The following is a 20,872-nucleotide window of genomic DNA, read 5'->3' on the forward strand; positions in this document are numbered from 1 at the left end:
TAATTAACCACCCATAGAACGGGAAGAACTGGAACTTGAGCTGGCAGACGAACGCTGCATGGCTGATTGTTTCGCCACAGATTCACCGAATCCACCGCGGGTAATCGTGGTTGTGGTGGCGGGTTTTGGGGCCATCGCGGTTTTTGGCACCGTCATGCTGCGACCACCTGCGGTAGCAGGGCCATAGCTTTTACCTGTCGCATCAACAAACTTGCCGTTAGCCGGGCTGGAAGCTGATTTTGAGGTAAACAGCGGTTGTGATGGTGCAGAGCTGCCGCCCATTAAGCGACCCATCATGTAACCCGCCATCAACGGCATCCAGAAACTGCCACTGTTGCTTTGTGCCTCAGCCTGAGTTTGACCGATGCCTGCCTGAGCAGGGGTTTGAGTACATTGCTGTTCACCGAATTCAGCCACACACTCTTCACGAGAGGCATATTTCGGTGCGGTTTTTTCCGCTTCTTTCAAGGCATTATTGTAAGCAGTCTTACATTGTTCACTTTGAGAAGGATTCGCCTGAGAGCACTCATCGGCATTGGTATAGAGTGACACCGTTTCATCATTTTGTTCACAGGCAGAAAGCATGAAAACAGCACTGACAGCGAGCGCTACAGGTGTCAGACGATAGCTTCGCCACGTTTTGCGGAAAGAATCGCGGTTTATCTCTTTTGTCCGTTTCCTGGGTGTTAAAGGAATAATTGTCATAGGGGGCATCCATCTTAAAGGTATCTGATTAAGAGCGTGTCCCACGTAGGATATCCAGGGGATTGGCTCTCTGGGATATGCTTAAAAAGCAGCCCACACAATCGGCGGGCTGCTTTCTTTAGTATAGCGTCTTTAATATAACGTTTTTTAATGTAAAACGATAGAATATTAAATCAGCGAATTGATGGTGTTTCCATCTCTTTAATGATATTGCTGGCAGAGGTTGAGATTTGCGTGCCTAACATTTTGTTCAGCTCTATCAAATCATTTTCATTCAAAGTGCCACGAGCCAGTTGGTTACCTAATTGGGAAAGCAGGTAATCGTAGCGTGCCTTAGACAGATTCTGTTTGGCTTGATAAAGTTTGGTTGTCGATTCCAGCACATCAACGATAGTACGGGTTCCTACCTGATAACCGGCTTCCATTGAATCCAATGAGCTTTGTGCAGAAAGTACCGCCTGCTTGTTGGCGTCAACACTACTGATCGCCGCAGAAATATTGTTGGTAGAGGAATGCACTTCTTGTGTGACTTGGCGATAAGTGTTTTCCAAGTTCTGGCTGGCACTGACGAAATTATATTTTGCTTGTTCTACTTGAGAATAGGTAGCTCCACCACTGAATAAGGGGAGGCTTAAGGATACTCCAACAGAGTTATTCCCGTTGTAGGTATTTTCGTATTGAGCGCCACGGGTATGACTGTTGCTGATGCCTGTAGATGCAGTTAATTCAACAGTTGGCATATAGCCTGTCTGTGATTCCTTGATCTGTTCGCGGCTTAGATCTTGTTTTAAACGCGCTGACAGCAGGCTCAGGTTACTGGCTTCTGCTTCTTTTAGCACTTTATCAGCAGACTCTGGCTGTTTAGTTTTAAATTGATCAATATTCAATGAAGCCAGTTGTGGATAGTAAGTACCGGTAATCATGCGTAGTTTTTCCAACGCATTGTCCAGAGTGTTACGATCAGAAACCTCTTGTGCTCGAATTGAATCATACTGGGCGCGGGCATTCTGTACGTCAGTAATGGCAACCAGACCGACATTAAAACGTTGGGTAGTTTGATCCAACTGACGATATAGTGAGGCTTTCTGGGCTTCTCTATATGTCAAGGCATCAATACTATTCAGAACGTCAAAATAAGCTTTGGCGGTCTCCAGAATTAATTTTTGTTGAGCTGTTTGGTAATCGATATCGGCAATACCAGCACGTTTCTCAGATTGATTTAGCTGATTCCATTTCGCCATGTTAAAGATGGTTTGGGTCAATTGCAGTTTAGCGCTGCTACTACGACCTTCTGATTGTTTATCTTTTGGAACTCGAAAACTTTTGTTGTAATCAACACCCGCACTCAGCCCCAACTGAGGCAATAAAGTACTACGCGTTTCATTAATCTTTTCAACTACTGAATTGCGATCAGCTTGTGCCTTAAGCAATTCCGGGTTTGTTTCTTTTGCCTGCTGATAAATCTGGAGTAAATCCGCAGCATGGCTTGAAGTACTAAAACCTACCAGATTCATAGCAATAAAAAGAGAGAGCAATTTTTTCATTTGCGTTCCTTGTTGTGCAGCTATTTTGCTTAAGTTGCCTCTGCATCAAAACTAAATACCACAGATTCTAGCAGAAAATACCAATAAGGCAGGGTGGCTGTTTGTGCCATATTGCCTCATTTTTCAACTTGTTTGTATCATCAAAATGAATTTATTTAGACAATGTAGAAAAATACCTTTTAATAATAGGAAATTTTAAAAATAATCAGGAGCCTTTATGAAAGAAGATCTTTCCCCGTCACGCACTTTTACAAAACAAGATGTTGAAGTTATTTCCCAAAAAACGCTCTATCGCGGTTTTTTTACCATGACGGAGTATCAATTCAGGCATCGCCTGTTCCGGGGTGGTTGGAGCGAAACCGTTAAACGCGAGGTTTTTGAACGCGGTCATGCGGGGGTTTTACTGCCTTATGATCCGGTACGCGATGAAGTCGTTTTGATTGAACAAATCCGCATCCCTGCGGTTGAAACCAGTGATACACCGTGGTTGCTGGAAGTGATTGCCGGCATGATCGAAGAGGGCGAAGAGGCTGAACAGGTCGTGCGCCGTGAGGCAGTGGAAGAGGCAGGTATTGACGTTAAGCGCTGTCAACCTGCGTTGAGTTATCTTTCCAGCCCTGGCGGTACAACAGAGCGCATGCACATCTTTGTTGGTGAAGTGGATGCTTCTACTGCGTCAGGCGTTCATGGTCTGGAAGGTGAGCATGAAGACATTCGCGTTCTGGTTGCCAGCCGTGAACAGGCTTACCAGTGGGTGGAAGAGGGGATTATTGATAATGCCGCTTCGGTTATTGCAATACAGTGGCTTGCGTTGCACCATGAAAAACTGAAGAGAGATTGGTTGGGGGAATAATTCCTAATTTATGCTGGAAAACGGGAAGTGTGCCCCAGTCAGCAGATCTTTTACATAAAGACACGCTAGAATAATCCTTATGATCGACAGGAAAAGGAAACCATTTGGAAAGCCTGCTTGAAATACCTGTGGCAGAAGGCGCCACAGCCAGAATACTGCAAATCACTGATACGCATCTTTTCGCCAATAAAGGCGATTCACTGCTGGGAATCAATACTTATCGTAGCTATCATGCTGTGTTGGATAAGATCCTTGAGCAGAATCTTGATATTGATTTGATCGTTGCGACAGGTGATTTGGTTCAGGATCAGACAATCAATGCCTATCAGCATTTTGCTGAGGGGATTGCCCGTTTGCCTGCGCCTTGTGTTTGGCTGCCCGGTAATCATGATTATCAGCCGGCGATGGTTGATACGTTGGCAGCAGCAGGGATTTCGCCTTCCAAGCAGATATTTATCGGCCAGCATTGGCAATTGATTATGTTGGATAGTCAGGTGCAGGGCGTTCCTCATGGAGAATTGACGGATTATCAGCTCGAATGGATGAATAAATGTCTGGATAAGCACAGTGAGCGCCATACCATTGTCATGTTGCACCATCATCCCATTCCTTCTGGGTGTACATGGTTGGATCAGCACAGCTTGCGTAATGCCCCTGAATTATCAGAGTTTTTGAAAGGCAGAACACAAGTGAAAGCCATACTGTGCGGGCATATCCATCAGGACGTTGATGAAATGTGGAATGGCATTCGTGTTATGGCAACACCATCAACCTGTGTGCAATTTAAGCCGCATTGTACTAATTTTATGCTTGATACAGTGGCTCCGGGATGGCGTTACCTCGAACTGTCTGTGGCTGGCAACAAAGAAGCAAGTTTGCAAACACAGGTTCACAGGCTTAAGAGTAACGAGTTTTGCCCGGATTTAGATTCGGACGGGTATTAATGTCAACGTTACTTTATCTACATGGTTTCAATAGCTCACCCCAATCAGCGAAAGCCAATGCGCTGAAAACATGGTTGCACCAGCAGCATCCTGAAATTGAGATGCTGACGCCGCAATTACCGCCTTATCCTGAAGAGACGGCGACCTTGCTGGAGGAACTGGTGATGGAGCGCGCCGGTGAAAATATCGGTCTGGTGGGCTCTTCCCTTGGCGGCTATCTGGCTATCTGGCTTTCCCAGTGTTTTGGATTGCCTGCCGTGGTCGTTAACCCTGCGGTACGCCCATTCGATTTGCTTCAGGATTATCTCGGGGAAAACGTGAATCCCTATACCGAAGAGCGGTATACTCTCGAACAAAGCCACATACATGATCTCAAAGTGATGCACATTGACCCGCTGGAATCGCCCGATCTTATCTGGTTATTGCAGCAAACCGGGGATGAAGTGCTCGACTACCGTCAGGCCGTTGCTTACCTGATGCAGTGCCGGCAAACGGTTGAATCTGGTGGGAATCATGCTTTTGTTGGCCTCGAATACTATTTCCCTCAAATCATCAATTTCTTGGGTCTGACCAGTGGCAATAGTAAAAAAATTGCCAAAAATAGGTAAGCGACTGGTATTATCAACAGTATATCAATACTGATTGGCCCTCTAATAACGAAGCAACCGACAGAATTACAACATGACTCAATCTAGTTACAACGCAGAGGCCATTGAAGTCCTCAGTGGCCTGGAGCCAGTTCGTCGTCGTCCCGGCATGTATACCGATACAGCCCGCCCGAACCATCTGGCACAGGAAGTGATCGATAACAGTGTGGACGAAGCTCTGGCTGGTCACGCGAAGCATATTGAAGTAATCCTTCACAGCGATCAGTCTCTGGAAGTGATAGATGATGGCCGTGGTATGCCGGTTGATATCCATCCTGAAGAAAAAGTTTCTGCTGTTGAATTGATCCTCACCCGCCTGCATGCGGGGGGAAAATTTTCCAATAAAAATTACCAGTTTTCTGGTGGTTTGCATGGTGTTGGGATCTCGGTGGTCAATGCCCTGTCCAAACGGGTAGAGGTCACGGTTCGTCGCAACAGTCAGGTTCATCAGATCGCTTTTGAACATGGCGAAAAAGTACAAGAGCTGGACGTTATCGGCAGTTGCGGTAAGCGCAACACCGGAACCAGTGTTCACTTCTGGCCGGATGAAAGCTATTTCGATATCCCCCGTTTTTCTGCGACTCGTTTGACACATTTGCTGAAAGCCAAGGCGGTATTGTGTCCGGGTGTTGAAATTGTCTTTAAGGACAAATTGAGCGATACAGAGCAGAAATGGTGTTATGCCGACGGGCTGACAGATTATCTGCTGGAAGCCGTTAATGGGTTGGTCACGTTGCCACAAGCACCTTTTGTAGGCACACTCCGCGGGGATACTGAAGCGGTTGACTGGGCATTGCTTTGGTTGCCGGAAGGCGGAGAATTACTGGCAGAAAGTTACGTCAACCTGATCCCGACAGTACAGGGGGGAACCCACGTTAATGGCTTACGCCAAGGTTTGCTTGATGCCATGCGTGAGTTTTGTGAATTCCGCAACATTCTGCCACGTGGCGTTAAACTCTCGGCTGATGATATCTGGGATCGCTGTGCTTACGTGTTATCCCTAAAAATGCAAGATCCGCAATTTGCAGGGCAAACCAAAGAACGCCTCTCTTCGCGTCAGTCTGCGGCTTTCGTTTCTGGTGTGGTGAAAGATGCGTTCAGCCTGTGGTTGAACCAGCATATTCAGGAAGCAGAACAACTGGCTGAAATGGCGATTGCCAGTGCGCAACGCAGAATGCGTGCGGCGAAGAAAGTTGTACGTAAAAAGCTGACCAACGGCCCTGCATTGCCGGGTAAATTAGCAGATTGTACCGCTCAGGATCTCAGTATCACGGAGCTGTTTCTGGTGGAAGGGGATTCGGCCGGCGGCTCTGCTAAACAAGCCCGCGATCGTGAATTTCAGGCAATTATGCCGCTGCGTGGAAAGATCCTGAATACATGGGAAGTTTCTTCCGATGAAGTACTGGCTTCGCAGGAAGTGCATGATATTTCTGTTGCGATTGGTATCGATCCAGATAGTGACGATTTAAGCCAGCTTCGCTACGGTAAAGTCTGCATACTGGCGGATGCAGATTCGGATGGATTGCACATTGCCACCCTGCTGTGTGCCCTATTTGTCCGCCACTTTCCGACGCTGGTAAAACGTGGACATGTCTATATGGCAATGCCGCCACTGTACCGTATCGACCTCGGCAAAGAAGTGCATTATGCGCTGGATGAAGGGGAAAAGAGCGCCATACTCGATCGCTTGAGTCGCAAACGGGGTAAGCCGAATGTCCAGCGCTTTAAAGGCTTGGGTGAAATGAACCCAATGCAGTTGCGCGAAACCACGTTAGATCCCAACACTCGCCGTCTGGTGCAGTTGACTATCGACGATGATAATTATCAGGAAACCCTTTCAGTCATGGATATGCTTCTGGCGAAAAAGCGCTCAGAAGATCGCCGCAACTGGCTGCAAGAGAAGGGTGATTCCATCGATATTGAAGTTTAGCGCATTGAGATATAGCGCAATAGATAGTCAATACAGATTCTGAGGAAATTAATACATGAGTGAGATAACTCACGATGGTGTGGAGCGCCAGCCGCTTCACACATTCACTGAAAACGCCTATTTGAACTACTCCATGTACGTCATCATGGACAGGGCGTTGCCTTTTATCGGTGATGGTTTAAAACCTGTTCAGCGCCGTATTGTCTATGCGATGTCAGAACTGGGGCTGAGCAGCAGCGCCAAATTTAAAAAATCTGCCCGTACTGTGGGTGACGTGCTGGGTAAATACCATCCGCATGGGGATGGTGCATGTTATGAAGCTATGGTTCTGATGGCTCAGCCTTTCTCATACCGTTATCCGCTGGTTGATGGGCAAGGTAACTGGGGTGCCCCGGATGATCCGAAATCTTTTGCGGCGATGCGTTATACCGAATCCCGGTTGTCCAAATATGCTGAATTGCTGCTGAGTGAGTTGGGGCAAGGCACGGTGGATTGGGTGCCAAACTTTGATGGCACATTGCAGGAGCCGAAAATGTTGCCTGCACGCCTGCCTAATATTCTGTTGAACGGTACTACCGGCATTGCCGTTGGTATGGCTACGGATATTCCACCGCATAATGCCCGTGAAGTGGCGAATGCGCTGATTGCCATGCTGGATAAGCCTGATCTATCGCTTGATGAGGCAATGGAGTATGTCAAGGGGCCGGATTATCCCACCGAAGCCGAGATCATCACGTCAAAAGAAGATATTCGCAAGATCTACAAAAATGGCCGTGGTTCGGTGCGTATGCGGGCGGTTTGGTCGAAAGAAGAGGGCAACGTTGTCATTACTGCCCTGCCACACCAAGTGTCCGGTGCGAAAATTTTGGAGCAGATCGCTAGCCAAATGCGGGCGAAAAAACTGCCAATGGTGGATGATCTACGCGATGAATCTGATCACGAAAACCCAACCCGCTTGGTGATTGTTCCACGCACGAATCGTGTTGATGTCGAACAAGTCATGAACCATCTGTTTGCGACGACTGATCTGGAAAAAAGCTATCGCGTTAACCTCAATATGATCGGTTTGGATAACCGTCCTGCGGTTAAAGGCTTGGTTGAGATCCTCAGTGAGTGGCTGGTTTTCCGTCGTGAAACAGTGCGTAACCGTCTGAATCACCGCTTGGAAAAAGTCCTTAAACGTTTACATATTCTGGAAGGGTTGTTAGCGGCTTATCTTAACATTGACGAAGTCATCCACATGATTCGCAATGAAGATGAACCAAAGCCAGTGCTGATGCAGCGTTTTGAATTAACCGAAACGCAGGCCGAAGCAATTCTGGAGCTGAAATTGCGTCACTTGGCGAAATTGGAAGAAGTCAAAATTCGTGGCGAGCAGGATGAATTAGCGAAAGAGCGTGACAAACTTCAGGCGATTTTGGGTTCCGAACGTAAATTAAATACCTTGCTGAAAAAAGAGATTATTGCCGATGCTGAAAGCTACGGTGATGTTCGCCGCTCCCCGTTGAAAGAGCGCATGGAAGCGAAAGCCATGAGCGATCATGACATCCTGCCATCTGAGCCCATTACGGTTGTTATGTCTGAAATGGGCTGGGTGCGCAGTGCGAAAGGGCATGAAATTGATCCGGCCGGCTTGAATTATAAGTCTGGTGACAGCTTCCGCAGTGCAGTACGTGGTAAAAGTAACCAACCTGTGGTCTTTATTGATAACACCGGGCGTAGTTACTCTATAGATCCGTTGGATTTGCCATCAGCCAGAGGCCAGGGTGAACCGTTGACGGGGAAATTGGCATTGCCGGCTGGAGCATCCGTTGAGCATCTTCTGATGGCGAAAGAAGAACAGAAACTCCTGATGGCATCAGATGCAGGTTATGGTTTTATCTGTACTTTCAGTGACCTGATTGCTAAGAACCGCGCAGGTAAGGCGTTGATTACCCTGCCTGAGAACGCCAAGGTGATGTTGCCGTTGGAAATTAACAACGAGCAGGATGATATGCTGCTGGCGATAACCAAAGCAGGTCGCGTGTTAATGTTTCCTGTAGCGGATCTTCCTCAGCTTTCCAAAGGCAAGGGCAACAAGATTGTGTCTATTCCCGCAGCTCAGGCCGCATCAGGGGAAGATATGCTGAGTTGGTTGCTGGTGCTGCCTCCACAATCCACCATTACGCTCTACTTTGGTAAGCGTAAATTGCAACTCCGCCCAGAGGACTTACAGAAATTCAGGGCAGAAAGAGGGCGTAAGGGAACTTCACTGCCTCGTGGATTACAGCGCGTGGAACGTGTTGAAGTAGAAACGCCTAACCAATAAGTTAAGTAACAACAAAAATCATAATTGCGGGCCAGTATGATACTGGCCTGCTCTGCAAGAGGCCGTTATGCTAGCAATCATTCGTGGAATTATTGTTATTCTGTTTACAATCCTGATCTTTATTTTTGGTTGTATCTACTGTTTATTCAGTCCGCGCAATCCACGTCATGTGATGACTTTCGGCCATGCGTTTGGCAAACTGCATAAAATATTTGGTATTAAACTAGTGGAACGTATTCCAGCAGAAGCTCAGAAATACGGGCCTAGCATTTATATCGCTAATCATCAAAACAATTACGACATGGTTACCATGTCTAATGCAGTGCAGCCACGTACCGTCACTGTGGGCAAGAAAAGCCTGGTTTTTATTCCGTTTTTTGGTCAGCTTTATTGGTTGACAGGCAATATTTTGATCGACAGAGAAAACCGCACAAAAGCACACGGTACAATCTCACAGGTTGTTGACCAAATTACCAAAAAACAGGTTTCTGTCTGGATGTTCCCGGAAGGAACGCGCAGTCGCGGTCGCGGATTATTGCCGTTTAAAACAGGGGCCTTTCATGCCGCCATTGCAGCAGGTGTACCTATCGTGCCAGTGTGTGTTTCTTCAACACACGATAAAATAAAACTGAATCGTTGGAATAATGGCACTGTGATTGTCGAAATGTTACCTCCGATTGATACCACGAAATATACCAAAGAACAGGTTCGTGAATTGGCGGGGCATTGTCGGCAAATGATGCAATCTAAAATTGAAGAATTGGATAAAGAAGTTGAGGCGCTGAATAAGCGAGGATAATTTCAGATGACGATAAAATGGCCGAAATCGTCAAATATATTTCCCCACACTTTGGATGGATTTTGGCTATCAATTTAAGATATTTTTAGAATTTATTTCCCATTCGCGATATGATTGCGTTTAATAACTTAATGTTTTTATTAAACGCAATCGATAGAATAATAAATCCTGATAGCCACAATATCGGGATATTCATCCCAGTAATTATTTGAGTTTTTTAGTCATTAGTTAGTGTTTGCGTTTACATAAGCAATCATTGTGGGTTGCTATTCTTGTTATTGCTTGTCGTAGATACTATTTCTTGTCGTAGATACTATTCCTGCTGTGGAGAAAGTATGTCACTGAGTCGACGCCAGTTTATTCAGGCATCTGGTTTGGCAATGTGTTTAGGGGCGCTTCCTTTTGCGGTTCGAGCCAATAAAAATCAACAAACGAAATTGCCACTTCCCCCCTTACTGGAACCCCGAGGCGGACAACCTCTCTTTTTAGCCATACAGAAAGCCAAATGGTCATTTAATGGTCAGAATAAAGTTCATGTTTGGGGCATCAACGGACACTATCTGGGGCCGACTATCCGGGTTCGTCGAGGAGACGATGTCAAACTGATATATAGCAACCGTCTGTCTGAACCGGTTTCAATGACGGTAGGTGGTTTACTGGTGCCCGGAACCCTGATGGGGGGGGCGTCCCGTTTGATAGCACCGGGTGAAAATTGGTCGCCGGTTATCCCGATAGATCAACCTGCGGCTACCTGTTGGTATCATGCCAACACACCACACCGAATGGCACGGCATGTTTATACTGGTCTGGCCGGAATGTGGCTGGTGGAGGACGAAAGCAGCCGTGGTTTGCCTTTACCTGAACATTATGGCGTTGATGATTTCCCTGTTATTTTGCAGGATAAACGGCTGGATAATTTTGGCGTACCACAATATGACCCGCCAGCTAATCAGGGTTTCCTTGGCGATACTTTAGTGGTTAACGGGGTTGAAAATCCTTTTGTTGAAGTTGCCAGAGGTTGGGTCAGGCTACGTTTGCTGAATGCTTCTAATGCCCGGCGATTTCAATTAGAACTCAGCGATGGGCGTCCTTTCTATATGGTTGGCACTGATCAGGGGTTGTTGCCTGCGCCTGTAGCCATACAGCAACTGCCACTTGCCCCGGGCGAACGTCGTGAAGTCTTGGTTGATATGTCGAAAGTGGAAAGTGTCACTATTACTGCGGGAGAATCCGCAAGCGTGATGGATCGTCTGAAAGGGTTGTTTGAACCTTCAACCAAATTGTTATCCACCACAGTATTGACACTTAAAGCCAGTGGTTTGCTCCCACTGGTGACGGATCAATTACCTTCTCAGCTCGTGCTGGATAATACACAAATCAATTCTTCTATCCGAAGCAGGCAGCTAGCTTTGGGAGATTATTCGCAGGGGATTAATGGTTCAGTGCTGAATGAACATCGAACCGACATAGCTAGCCAGCAAGGTGCATGGGAACGTTGGATAATCACAACCTCAACACCCCAGCCTTTCCATATCGAAGGCGTAAGATTTAAAGTTATCAGCCTTAATGGCAATCGCCCAGAGCCACAGGATTATGGTTGGAAAGATACTGTCTGGATTGATGAACGGGCAGAACTACTGGTCAATATGATGCAGCCCTCTTATGAGAATTTCCCCTTCATGTATTACAGCCAGATACTGGAAATGGCGGATCGTGGAGTTGCAGGACGACTAATTGTTAACCCTGCCAGCTTCGGCATTGGATAAAAACCGCATTGAGGAATAGTAACCTTTAGAAATAAATAACCTTGAGAAATGGCAGCAGCTCAGAATGGCAATGAAAAGCGGTGGTGGATACCCCATCCGATTGAGCCGGGCTGCGATGAGAGTGCTTTTTTGCTAACCAGAAGTTGATTACGCTATAAATTGCTTAACATTTAGAGTGTAGTCTAACAATTTGTTCTGAATAAATTGCTAATTTTATCGACTGAGCGTAACCCTTTCCGTATAGTGTCCCAAATTTTCATACTACTTGCCTGTAAGGTGACTTAATGAATATCAGCTTGATTGCTGCGATGGCCATGGATCGAGTTATTGGTATGGAAAATTCCATGCCGTGGACTCTGCCAGGTGATTTAGCCTGGTTCAAACGCAACACACTCGGAAAGCCGGTTGTGATGGGACGAGTTACTTATGAATCAATTGGCCGTCCTTTGCCGGGACGTCTGAATATCGTGATCAGCAGTCAACCTGCAAGCGATGATCGGGTCACTTGGGTAAGCTCCATCGAAGCTGCCTTAGCTGCGGCTGGTGATGTTGAAGAGATTATGGTGATGGGAGGAGGAAAAATTTATGAGCAGTTTATTCCTCTGGCTAACCGTATGTATCTGACTCACATTGATGCAGAAGTGATCGGTGACACGCATTTCCCTGATTATGAACCTGATGAGTGGAATTCAGTTTTTACTGAATATCACGATGAAGACGAAAACAATTCACACAGCTATTGTTTTGAAATCTTAGAACGCAGAAAGTGATTTTATTTTACGTGCGGAGTGCTTAGGCACTCCGGCGTCGTCAATTCAGTCTTTTGATTTTGTGAGCATTGAATCCTGACTGAAATACTGTTTATCTTCCCAACGTAGCATTGTCAACTTACCTCCCCAACAGCAGCCCGTATCCAGCGCATAAATACCATCGGGAGCACCTTGCCCTTCCAGCGCAGCCCAGTGACCAAACGCAATGGCATAATCTTCAGGAATGTTGCGCGGTAATTCGAACCAAGGTTTCAACGGAGCAGGGGCATTTTCGGGCTTAGATTTACAGATCATATCCAACTGACCATTTGGAAAACAATAACGCATCCGGGTCAGTGCATTGGTGCTGTAACGCAGCCGGGCAAGGCCACTTAATTCAGGGGCCCAGTTATTTGGCATATCCCCATACATTTCATTAAGAAATAAAGGGTAACTGTCACTGCGAAGAATGGCTTCCACTTCACGGGCGCATGTTTTGGCAGTTTCTAAATCCCATTGTGGGGTGAGCCCCGCATGGGCCATGACCAATTTCAACTCATCATCGATTTGTAACATTGGCTGTTTTCTCAGCCAATTTATCAATTCATCAATATCTGGTGCAGAGAGTAATTCATCCAGCAAGTCTTTCGGCTTATTACGGCTGATCTTTGCGTAAACCGCCAGCAAATGCAGATCGTGATTACCCAGTACCAGTTTAACTGCTGTGCCGAGCTGCTTGATATAACGAAGTACTGCCAGAGAGTCAGGGCCACGGGCAACCAAATCGCCCGTTAGCCACAATGTATCTTTGCCGGAATGAAAATCAACTTGTTCTAATAAGGCACGTAATTCACGGTAACAACCGTGAATGTCGCCGATAAGGTATGTCGCCATAATTAATTAATCAGTGTCGGAATTGCCAGTCGAAATACGGGAATGGTGGCACGAAATGGGTGGCCTTCGTGATCAATCATTTCATAATGACCTTCCATCGTACCCAGAGGTGTTTCCAGGATTGTCCCGCTGCTGTAGGTATATTCTGTTCCTGACGGGATCAAAGGTTGTTTCCCCACAACCCCTTCACCCTGAATTTCGGTCCGGTGACCATCACTGTTGGTTATGCGCCAGTAACGGCTAATCAGTTGCACTGGGAAATGCCCAAGATTGCGAATTGATATTGTATAAGCAAATACAAAGCGCTGTTGTTCCGGCTGTGATTGACTTTCTACATAGGTACTTTGTACTTGAATATAAATTCTTGGTTCATTGAGCATAAGTGCCTCCTGTTACTGTAACGACTGTTTGTTGGTTTCAGGCAACTTCAGACTGAGACGATAACCAGTTTGCCATTTTACAGTATTGCTCGACAGAAATGTTTTCAGCCCGAGTGGTTGGATCAATACCCAGTTCAGATAACTGTTCAACAGAAAAAATATTTCCAAGGCTGTTACGGATAGTTTTTCTCCGTTGGTTAAATGCTTGGGTTGTGATCCGGGCTAACATGCTGATGTCCTGAACCGGATAAGGTATGGTCTTGTACGGGATCAAGCGCACAATAGCGGAATCCACTTTTGGTGCTGGCGTGAATGCCGTAGGCGGTACCTCAAGAACAGGGATTACTTGACAGTAGTATTGAGCCATCACACTTAAACGCCCGTAAGCTTTGCTGCCCGGGCCAGCGACAAGACGATTCACCACTTCTTTTTGCAGCATAAAGCTCATATCAGCGATAGCATCAGTATAGCTGAAAAGGTGGAACATCAATGGCGTGGAAATATTATAAGGCAGATTACCAAATACACGCAGTGACTGCCCGCGCTCTCTGGCAATCTGACCAAAATCAACAGTCATCGCATCTTGTTGAATGATTGTCAGCTTATCTTTCAGTTTCGGATGGACATGCAGTCTGGCCGCCAAATCGCGGTCAAGCTCGACGACCGTCATTTTATCCATGCGCTCACCAACGGGTTCAGTCAGTGCTCCCAGACCCGGGCCAATCTCCACTACAGCCTGACCGGACTGTGGGTTTATCGCATCGACAATGCTGTCAATAATAAACTGATCGGTTAAAAAGTTTTGCCCGAAACGTTTACGGGCATGGTGCCCCTGATGGACTTTATTATTCATTACTGTTTTGTATCATTTTAATTGCTAGATTTAATGCGGTGATAAAACTACCCACATCAGCTTGACCTGTCCCCGCCAGCTCCAGTGCTGTGCCATGATCGACAGAAGTTCGGATAAATGGCAGGCCCAATGTGATATTCACGGCCCTGCCAAAACCCTGGTATTTTAGCACGGGTAGCCCCTGATCGTGATACATCGAAAGCACCGCATCAGCATTATCCAAATATTTGGGCTGAAATAGTGTATCCGCGGGCAATGGGCCTTCCAGCCAAATTCCTTCTGCTCTCAGGCTCTCCAGTGCAGGAATGATCACGTCTATTTCTTCATGCCCCATATGCCCGCCTTCACCCGCATGGGGATTCAGGCCGCAAACATAGATGTGGGGACGTCGGATACCGAATTTGGTTTTCAGATCATGGTTGAGAATGGTGACGACTTCCCTGAGGGAATCAAAGGTAATCGCCTTGGGAACATCTAAAATTGGCAGGTGTGTCGTTGCCAGCGCAACCCGCAACTCTTCTGTTGCCAACATCATGACTACCCTTGAGCATTGGCTGTGGTCAGCAAAAAACTCAGTATGTCCGGTAAAGGGCACGCCAGCTTCATTGATGACGCCTTTATGCACCGGGCCTGTTACCAGAGCAGAAAACTCCCCATTCAGGCAACCATCGCAGGCTTTTGCCAGTGTTTCCGTGACATAAGTACCATTTTCTCGGTTCAATTCACCCGCAATAGCCGGAGATTGGAGAGAGACAGGCAGAATAGTCAGGGTTCCGGTCGCTTGTGATGAAGAAATGTGTTCAGGGGAGTATGTTTGTAGTCTCAGAGGTAAATTCAGTTGTCTGGCCCGGGAGAGCATCAGCTCTGGATCAGCACAGACTACCAATTGGATGGGCCACTCTTTTTGGGCGAGGGCAATAACTAAATCAGGGCCAACCCCGGCTGGCTCGCCGGGGGTGATGACAATGGGGTTGATAGTGGGTTTATTGTTGTGCATCGCTACCATCTAAAATTTTCACATAAGCGGAGGCGCGTAATTCCTGCATCCAGCTTTGTGCCTCTTCATTGAATTTACGGTTGAATAGCAGACGGTAGGCACGATCTTTCTGTGCTGTATCAGTTCTGTCAACTTTGCGGCTATCAAGCAGTTGAATTAAGTGCCAGCCGAAAGAAGAGTGAACGGGTTGGCTGATCTCACCTTTTTGCAGTTTGGTCAAGGCATCACGGAAAGCCGGGTCATAAGCACTCGGCAAATTCCAGCCCAGTTCTCCACCACGCAGGGCGGAACCGGGATCTTCAGAATACTCTTTTGCTGCTGCTTCGAATGTCGTTTTGCCGCTTAAAATTTCTTCCCTGAGTTTCATTAATTCGTTACGCGCCTGCTCGTCGTTCATAACCGGTGATGTTTTCAGCAGAATATGACGGGCATTCACTTCAGTGACTGCAATCGGCGTCTGACCACCACGGATATCATTCACTTTCAGAATGTGAAAACCCACACCAGAACGAATCGGGCCAATAATCTGCCCTTTGTGCGCAGATTGGAGCTGTTCAGCGAACAGGGTTGGCAATTCTTGCAGCCTGCTCCAGCCCATATTTCCCCCTTTCAGGGCTTGGCTGTCACCAGAATACGCGATGGCCAATTTGCCGAAATCCCCGCCATTCTTGAGTTCAGACAAAACTTTTTTGACCGTGGTTTCAGCTTTTTCTACCTGAGCCTGATCTGGATTTTCTGGCAGAGGGATCAGAATATGGCTGATGTTCAATTCCGAGTCCTGACTATTTTGGCTTTCGAGCTGATTCGCCAGTGAATCAACTTCCTGTGGCAGGATAGTGATGCGGCGGCGCACTTCATTATTGCGTACTTCCGCAATCGTCATTTCCTTGCGGACTTGGTTGCGGTAGGTGTCAAAATTAATACCATCTGCGGTCAGGTTCTGTTTCAGCTGGGCCATGCTCAGGTGGTTTTGGGCAGCAATATCGGTAATTGCAGAATCCAGGGCTTGATCGGGGATGGTAATTTGCATCTGCTTTGCCATTTGCAAAACGATGTCATCCATAATCAGGCGCTCAATGATCTGATGACGCAGTGCTTTTTCATCCGGTATTTGCTGGCCTGCATGCTTTGCATTGAGTTTAACGGATTGTAAGAGGCTGTTGACGTCACTTTCCAGTACGACATCATTGTTAACAACGGCAGCTACCCTATTGAGTTCCTGTGGTGCAGCCACTGCGACAGTGGTTACTGAAAACATCAATCCGAGAATGAGCGCTTTCCAGTTCTTCATACATTTCCCATCATATCAATCCCGCCTTGGCGGGGTTATTGTGTATATCGGTATTAGAGTTTATCGGTATCAGAATGCGCGCTGGTATGGAAGAATACCTTGCTGTAGCATTTTCTGACTCCCCAAACTGTGATTGTTACTTAAGCCACGAAGTTCAACATTGAATGACCATTTGTTGTCATACTGACTGCTGCCGAATCTCCAGTTGACGATCTTGCGTTCATAGCCCACATTGACTGCCCAACAGCAAGTGTTGTATTGCAGACCTACCATCTGGTTCGCCGGTTGTTTCTCTTTGGTATCGTAGTAATACGCTCCGACAAATGCCCAGTGATCCGTCAATGGCCAGCTTGCCACCATTCCAACCTGCGAAATACCCTGTTGATAAGCTGGCGCACCGCCTTTGAGCGTGGCCTGAATATAATCGCGGTCAACGAAACGATAGTTTAACTGCAATATGCGATCAGCATCACGACGGTATTCCACTACTGCATTACCCATGGTTAAACTACCCAGACGGTTATCATATTGCAGCCCGCCTTTGAATCCCCAGGAATCATTGATTCTCCAGTGCGTATCGCCAGCCCATGTCGTGGCGCCCGTTCCCTTTTTGTTCCCGATGATATCTTTAGAACCTGAATTAGGTTCAGTATCTTCAGTACGTGGACGTTCAAAGTAGTAGATTTGACCTACGGACAGGCTAAAACGTTCAACTAAATCTTCATCATAAATACGGGTAGTTACACCCGTCGTAAATTGATTGGCAGATGAAATGCGGTCTAAGCCACTGTAGAAGCGGTCACGGAACAATCCGGTATAGTCGGCTTGCAGCAGGGAAGAATCAAAGTTGTTGATGTTATTTTGATTCTTGTAAGGCACATACAAATACTGAGCGCGTGGCTCCAGCGTCTGGGTATAATCCTGATTAAAATACATGGCGCGTTCAAACACCATCTTGGCATCTGATTTAAATACAGGCAGGAGACGGTTTACTGATCTCTCCAATGAAGCCGTAACTTTATTGGCTTTGGTTGCAGCAGTAAGATCCTGTTGGTAATGCGTAGCCATCAACTTAAATTCATTATTGATGCTGGCCCAGCTATTGGAAAGTGGCAAGTTAATGGTGGGTTCCACATGCAAACGTGTTGCATCAGGCCACTGGCTACCAACGCTGGTAAATTTAGCTGCTTGGGCATAGGCATGAAAATCAAATGGCCCTAAATCGTTTTTATAATAATTCAGATCCAACTGAGGGGCTGCCCGGTAGGCTCTTCTTCTATCGTCAATGGTAAAAATCTGGAACTGTTTGGTTGCGAGTGTGGCATTCCAGTTCTGTTGCGCATAACCAATACTGAATTTCTGGGTCGCATAGCTGTCCGTGCTAGAACCATACTGAGAAGTAAAGTCAGTAAAATAGCTTGGATCACTGACTTTGGTATAGTCGGCGCTAAAACGCCAGACCTGATTCATGACGCCGCTATGGTTCCAATAAAAGAGCCAGCGATTATCACTCTCTCGTTCAGGTCTTTTGTCTTCCCTGTACAGGCGGTCGTTGCCTATCCAATCCAACGCAACAGTGCCCGTACCGGCTTTAGTCAGGTAACGGAATTCATTATCCAGTTTCAAGCCACGCATAGTGATAAGATGCGGAGTGATCGTGGCATCATAATTAGGGGCAATATTCCAGTAATACGGCAGCAGGAATTGGAAACCATCTTTATTGGAGAAACTGGCATTGGGGATCAGGAAACCCGAGCGGCGTTTATCACCAATCGGTAACTGCAAATACGGGCTGTAAAACACTGGCACGTTGGCAACCCGGAAACGGGCATTCCAGATTTCAGCCACTTCTTCTTCGCGATCCAGGATCACTTCGGAACCGACAACACTCCAGCTATCGTTGCCCGGCAAACAAGAGGTAAATATCCCGTTATTTAAAATGGTATAGCGGTTTTCATCACGCAACATCATCTTATCTGCACTGCCACGTCCCTGGCGGCCAACCATCTGGTATTTGCCTTGTTCCACGTCGGTGTCTTTATTGTTTAAATTAGCCCAGGCGCGTGGCCCTTTCAAAATGATCTGAGGGTCATCATAGCTGACATTACCTGTTGCGGTAATAGTACGAACGAGTTCTTTATCTTGTGTTTGCTCAAGCCTGACTTTATCGGCTGTCAGCGTTTTATTTCCCTGCCGGATATCAACATTACCAATGAACTCAACCGCATTAGGATATTCGCCACGAGTATCTTCGGATTTAATGTTAACGGGCATTTTATTGGGATCACCTGTGATAATCGGCTTATCATAGACAGGGACACCCAGCATACATTGTGCTGCGAGGTCAGCATGTGCTTGCTGACTGTAAAGTGCGGCCCATACCATCGTGGCCAGCAGGGTAGGATAACATTTGTTCATAGATGTTTATGCGGTTCCGTCATCAGTGCCATCGTGCCGGCAAATGTTCAGAGACTAACGTAGTTGAGATATATGCACCAGAGTAAAGTTTAACTTTGCTTATCTTGTTGTTAGGCACAGAGCTTAATGAATAGTATGATAATGCAAAATTGCGCTAAGGGCATTGGGGAATTGAAGACTATATGCAGTATTGGGGAAAATTATTTGGATTAATATTTGGTATTGCGTCTGGTGCTGGTTTTTGGGGGATTGTGATTGGCGTGTTGTTGGGTCACATTCTTGACAAAGTCAGGGCCCGAAATTTGGGTGCCGATGCTAAAGGCCCGACCCGACAGTCCCTGTTTTTTCGCAGTACTTTCCAAGTATTGGGGCATATAACCAAAGCAAAAGGCCGGGTAACAGAAACAGATATCCAGCTTGCCACTCAACTGATGGACAGAATGCAACTGCATGGTGAAGCCAGGCTTGCCGCCCAGCAGGCATTTCGTGAGGGCAAACAGCCTCAGTTCCCTCTGCGTGAAACATTACGACAATTACGGCGTGCTTGCGTTGGTCGTTTTGACCTGACTCGGATGTTTTTGGAAATTCAGTTACAGGCTGCATTTGCTGACGGTGAACTGCATCCTAACGAAAGAAAAGTTTTATTTGTTATCGCCGAAGAACTGGGAATTTCCCGTATTCAATTTGAACAGTTCCTTGCCATGATGGAAGGCGGGCGTCATTTTGACGGGCAGAATTTTGGTGGGCAGAATCAGCAATACGGGCATTACCAAGGTCGTGGGCAGCAGCGTGCGACGTTGTCAGATGCCTGTAAGGTATTGGGCGTCAATGAACAGGATGACGCCACAACCATTAAGCGGGCTTATCGAAAACTAATGAGTGAACATCATCCCGACAAACTGGTGGCGAAAGGTTTACCACCAGAAATGATGGAACTTGCGAAACAAAAAGCGCAGTCCATCCAGTCTGCTTACGATTTAATTAAAAAAGAGAAGGGCTTTAAATAGCGCTTATCCAAATGTGCCAAAAGCGCATGCGTTAAAAATCTGCCTGGCACTCAAAATACATTGGAGTGCCATAAGCCGGATGAGTAATGAAGAGTTCTTGGGCATGTAATTGCAGGCGAGGTGCCAATTCCCTTGCCTGTTCATGGGCATAGAACCGATCCCCCAGAATAGGGTTGCCAAGTGCTAACATATGTACACGGAGCTGATGAGAGCGCCCTGTGATTGGTGCCAGCCTGACCCGCGTTGCTTGTGCTTCATACTCCAGTACCTGATACTCTGTTTGTGCCGATTTGCCGGTTTCAAAACAGACTTTCTGTTTCGGGCGATTCGGCCAGTCGCAGATTAACGGTAGATCCACCAATCCTTCTTCCGGCTCCAGTTTTCCCCATACCCGCGCGATATAGACTTTTTTCGGTTCACGCTCGCGGAATTGACGCTTCAATTCACGTTCGGCGGCTTTAGTCAGCGCAACAACCATGATACCGCTGGTGGCCATATCCAATCGATGTACTGATTCAGCAGTGGGAAATTCCGCTTGTACCCGTGTCATGATACTGTCCTTGTGCTCTTCTGCTTTGCCCGGCACAGAAAGCAATCCACTGGGTTTATTGACAACCATAATGTGCTCGTCTTGGTACAGCACATATAACCAAGGATCTGTCGGGGGATTATAAGACTCCAGCATAATAGCTCCCATATGTTGAAGGATGATCGTGTTGAAAAATAGTCGTGTCGAAAAATAGTTATGTCGAAAAATAGTTATGTCGAAAAGTCGAAAAATAGTCAA

At 46.7% G+C, this 20,872-nt stretch carries 18 protein-coding genes; 9 read left to right on the forward strand and 9 right to left on the reverse strand.

Going from position 1 to position 20,872, the window contains the following annotated elements; translation table 11 throughout:
- Positions 1–3: 3 nt before the first annotated feature.
- Complete coding sequence (locus Xmir_RS35190) at positions 4–705, reverse strand: DUF1190 family protein (RefSeq protein ID WP_099113974.1); 702 nt, start codon at positions 703–705, stop codon at positions 4–6.
- Positions 706–878: 173 nt separating this feature from the next.
- Positions 879–2,249 carry an outer membrane channel protein TolC gene (gene tolC, locus Xmir_RS35195; protein ID WP_099113975.1) on the reverse strand — a complete coding sequence of 457 codons (1,371 nt, stop codon included), beginning with the start codon at positions 2,247–2,249 and terminating at the stop codon, positions 879–881.
- Positions 2,250–2,466: 217 nt separating this feature from the next.
- Between tolC and nudF the strand changes: the two genes are divergently transcribed.
- From nudF to folA, 8 genes are all read left to right on the forward strand, one after another.
- Complete coding sequence (nudF, locus tag Xmir_RS35200) at positions 2,467–3,102, forward strand: ADP-ribose diphosphatase (RefSeq protein ID WP_099113976.1); 636 nt, start codon at positions 2,467–2,469, stop codon at positions 3,100–3,102.
- Positions 3,103–3,206: 104 nt separating this feature from the next.
- Entirely contained in the window at positions 3,207–4,046 is an 840-nt protein-coding gene (cpdA, locus tag Xmir_RS35205) for a 3',5'-cyclic-AMP phosphodiesterase (RefSeq protein WP_099113977.1), read from the forward strand.
- A complete protein-coding gene (gene yqiA / locus Xmir_RS35210; RefSeq protein WP_099113978.1) occupies positions 4,046–4,654 on the forward strand; it encodes an esterase YqiA in 609 nt (202 codons plus the stop codon). Before cpdA ends, yqiA begins: the two co-directional genes overlap by 1 nt.
- Before the next feature lie 73 nt (positions 4,655–4,727).
- Positions 4,728–6,623, forward strand: coding sequence for a DNA topoisomerase IV subunit B (gene parE / locus Xmir_RS35215; RefSeq protein ID WP_099113979.1), 1,896 nt, complete (start codon positions 4,728–4,730; stop codon positions 6,621–6,623).
- Positions 6,624–6,678: 55 nt separating this feature from the next.
- A complete protein-coding gene (gene parC / locus Xmir_RS35220; RefSeq protein ID WP_099113980.1) occupies positions 6,679–8,931 on the forward strand; it encodes a DNA topoisomerase IV subunit A in 2,253 nt (750 codons plus the stop codon).
- A 67-nt stretch (positions 8,932–8,998) separates the two neighbouring features.
- Positions 8,999–9,730, forward strand: a complete 732-nt coding sequence (locus tag Xmir_RS35225) for a 1-acylglycerol-3-phosphate O-acyltransferase (protein WP_099113981.1) — start codon at positions 8,999–9,001, stop codon at positions 9,728–9,730.
- Between the two features lie 335 nt (positions 9,731–10,065).
- Positions 10,066–11,496, forward strand: coding sequence for a cell division protein FtsP (gene ftsP, locus Xmir_RS35230; RefSeq protein ID WP_099113982.1), 1,431 nt, complete (start codon positions 10,066–10,068; stop codon positions 11,494–11,496).
- A gap of 284 nt (positions 11,497–11,780) precedes the next feature.
- A complete protein-coding gene (gene folA, locus Xmir_RS35235) occupies positions 11,781–12,266 on the forward strand; it encodes a type 3 dihydrofolate reductase (protein ID WP_099113983.1) in 486 nt (161 codons plus the stop codon).
- A gap of 45 nt (positions 12,267–12,311) precedes the next feature.
- On the opposite strand, the gene apaH is transcribed toward folA, so the two are convergent.
- From apaH to lptD, 6 genes are all read right to left on the reverse strand, one after another.
- Positions 12,312–13,139 carry a bis(5'-nucleosyl)-tetraphosphatase (symmetrical) ApaH gene (apaH, locus tag Xmir_RS35240; RefSeq protein WP_099113984.1) on the reverse strand — a complete coding sequence of 276 codons (828 nt, stop codon included), beginning with the start codon at positions 13,137–13,139 and terminating at the stop codon, positions 12,312–12,314.
- A gap of 2 nt (positions 13,140–13,141) precedes the next feature.
- The gene (gene apaG, locus Xmir_RS35245; RefSeq protein WP_099113985.1) at positions 13,142–13,519 is read right to left on the reverse strand and encodes a Co2+/Mg2+ efflux protein ApaG; all 378 of its coding nucleotides are present in this window, start codon (positions 13,517–13,519) and stop codon (positions 13,142–13,144) included.
- A 37-nt stretch (positions 13,520–13,556) separates the two neighbouring features.
- Positions 13,557–14,372: a 16S rRNA (adenine(1518)-N(6)/adenine(1519)-N(6))-dimethyltransferase RsmA gene (rsmA, locus tag Xmir_RS35250; protein ID WP_099113986.1), complete on the reverse strand. Its 816-nt coding sequence runs from the start codon at positions 14,370–14,372 to the stop codon at positions 13,557–13,559.
- Positions 14,365–15,378 (reverse strand): 4-hydroxythreonine-4-phosphate dehydrogenase PdxA, encoded by a 1,014-nt coding sequence (gene pdxA / locus Xmir_RS35255; protein ID WP_099113987.1) that lies wholly within the window; start codon positions 15,376–15,378, stop codon positions 14,365–14,367. Before pdxA ends, rsmA begins: the two co-directional genes overlap by 8 nt.
- Complete coding sequence (gene surA / locus Xmir_RS35260) at positions 15,356–16,660, reverse strand: peptidylprolyl isomerase SurA (RefSeq protein ID WP_099113988.1); 1,305 nt, start codon at positions 16,658–16,660, stop codon at positions 15,356–15,358. Before surA ends, pdxA begins: the two co-directional genes overlap by 23 nt.
- A gap of 69 nt (positions 16,661–16,729) precedes the next feature.
- Positions 16,730–19,078 (reverse strand): LPS assembly protein LptD, encoded by a 2,349-nt coding sequence (lptD, locus tag Xmir_RS35265; protein WP_099113989.1) that lies wholly within the window; start codon positions 19,076–19,078, stop codon positions 16,730–16,732.
- Between the two features lie 182 nt (positions 19,079–19,260).
- Here lptD and djlA point away from each other — a divergent pair, with 182 nt between their 5' ends.
- A complete protein-coding gene (djlA, locus tag Xmir_RS35270; RefSeq protein ID WP_099113990.1) occupies positions 19,261–20,085 on the forward strand; it encodes a co-chaperone DjlA in 825 nt (274 codons plus the stop codon).
- 31 nt (positions 20,086–20,116) lie between these two features.
- On the opposite strand, the gene rluA is transcribed toward djlA, so the two are convergent.
- Positions 20,117–20,770, reverse strand: a complete 654-nt coding sequence (gene rluA / locus Xmir_RS35275) for a bifunctional tRNA pseudouridine(32) synthase/23S rRNA pseudouridine(746) synthase RluA (protein ID WP_099113991.1) — start codon at positions 20,768–20,770, stop codon at positions 20,117–20,119.
- Between the last annotated feature and the right edge of the window lie 102 nt (positions 20,771–20,872).

Source organism: Xenorhabdus miraniensis (assembly GCF_002632615.1).

What these genes read in the sequence shown, in the direction of transcription:
- Xmir_RS35190 (WP_099113974.1), bottom strand. Translation starts at nt 705, where the DNA reads ATGACAATTATTCCTTTAACACCCAGGAAACGGACAAAAGAGATAAAC.
- tolC (WP_099113975.1), bottom strand. Translation starts at nt 2,249, where the DNA reads ATGAAAAAATTGCTCTCTCTTTTTATTGCTATGAATCTGGTAGGTTTT.
- nudF (WP_099113976.1), top strand. Translation starts at nt 2,467, where the DNA reads ATGAAAGAAGATCTTTCCCCGTCACGCACTTTTACAAAACAAGATGTT.
- yqiA (WP_099113978.1), top strand. Translation starts at nt 4,046, where the DNA reads ATGTCAACGTTACTTTATCTACATGGTTTCAATAGCTCACCCCAATCA.
- parE (WP_099113979.1), top strand. Translation starts at nt 4,728, where the DNA reads ATGACTCAATCTAGTTACAACGCAGAGGCCATTGAAGTCCTCAGTGGC.
- parC (WP_099113980.1), top strand. Translation starts at nt 6,679, where the DNA reads ATGAGTGAGATAACTCACGATGGTGTGGAGCGCCAGCCGCTTCACACA.
- Xmir_RS35225 (WP_099113981.1), top strand. Translation starts at nt 8,999, where the DNA reads ATGCTAGCAATCATTCGTGGAATTATTGTTATTCTGTTTACAATCCTG.
- ftsP (WP_099113982.1), top strand. Translation starts at nt 10,066, where the DNA reads ATGTCACTGAGTCGACGCCAGTTTATTCAGGCATCTGGTTTGGCAATG.
- folA (WP_099113983.1), top strand. Translation starts at nt 11,781, where the DNA reads ATGAATATCAGCTTGATTGCTGCGATGGCCATGGATCGAGTTATTGGT.
- apaH (WP_099113984.1), bottom strand. Translation starts at nt 13,139, where the DNA reads ATGGCGACATACCTTATCGGCGACATTCACGGTTGTTACCGTGAATTA.
- apaG (WP_099113985.1), bottom strand. Translation starts at nt 13,519, where the DNA reads ATGCTCAATGAACCAAGAATTTATATTCAAGTACAAAGTACCTATGTA.
- rsmA (WP_099113986.1), bottom strand. Translation starts at nt 14,372, where the DNA reads ATGAATAATAAAGTCCATCAGGGGCACCATGCCCGTAAACGTTTCGGG.
- pdxA (WP_099113987.1), bottom strand. Translation starts at nt 15,378, where the DNA reads ATGGTAGCGATGCACAACAATAAACCCACTATCAACCCCATTGTCATC.
- surA (WP_099113988.1), bottom strand. Translation starts at nt 16,660, where the DNA reads ATGAAGAACTGGAAAGCGCTCATTCTCGGATTGATGTTTTCAGTAACC.
- lptD (WP_099113989.1), bottom strand. Translation starts at nt 19,078, where the DNA reads ATGAACAAATGTTATCCTACCCTGCTGGCCACGATGGTATGGGCCGCA.
- djlA (WP_099113990.1), top strand. Translation starts at nt 19,261, where the DNA reads ATGCAGTATTGGGGAAAATTATTTGGATTAATATTTGGTATTGCGTCT.
- rluA (WP_099113991.1), bottom strand. Translation starts at nt 20,770, where the DNA reads ATGCTGGAGTCTTATAATCCCCCGACAGATCCTTGGTTATATGTGCTG.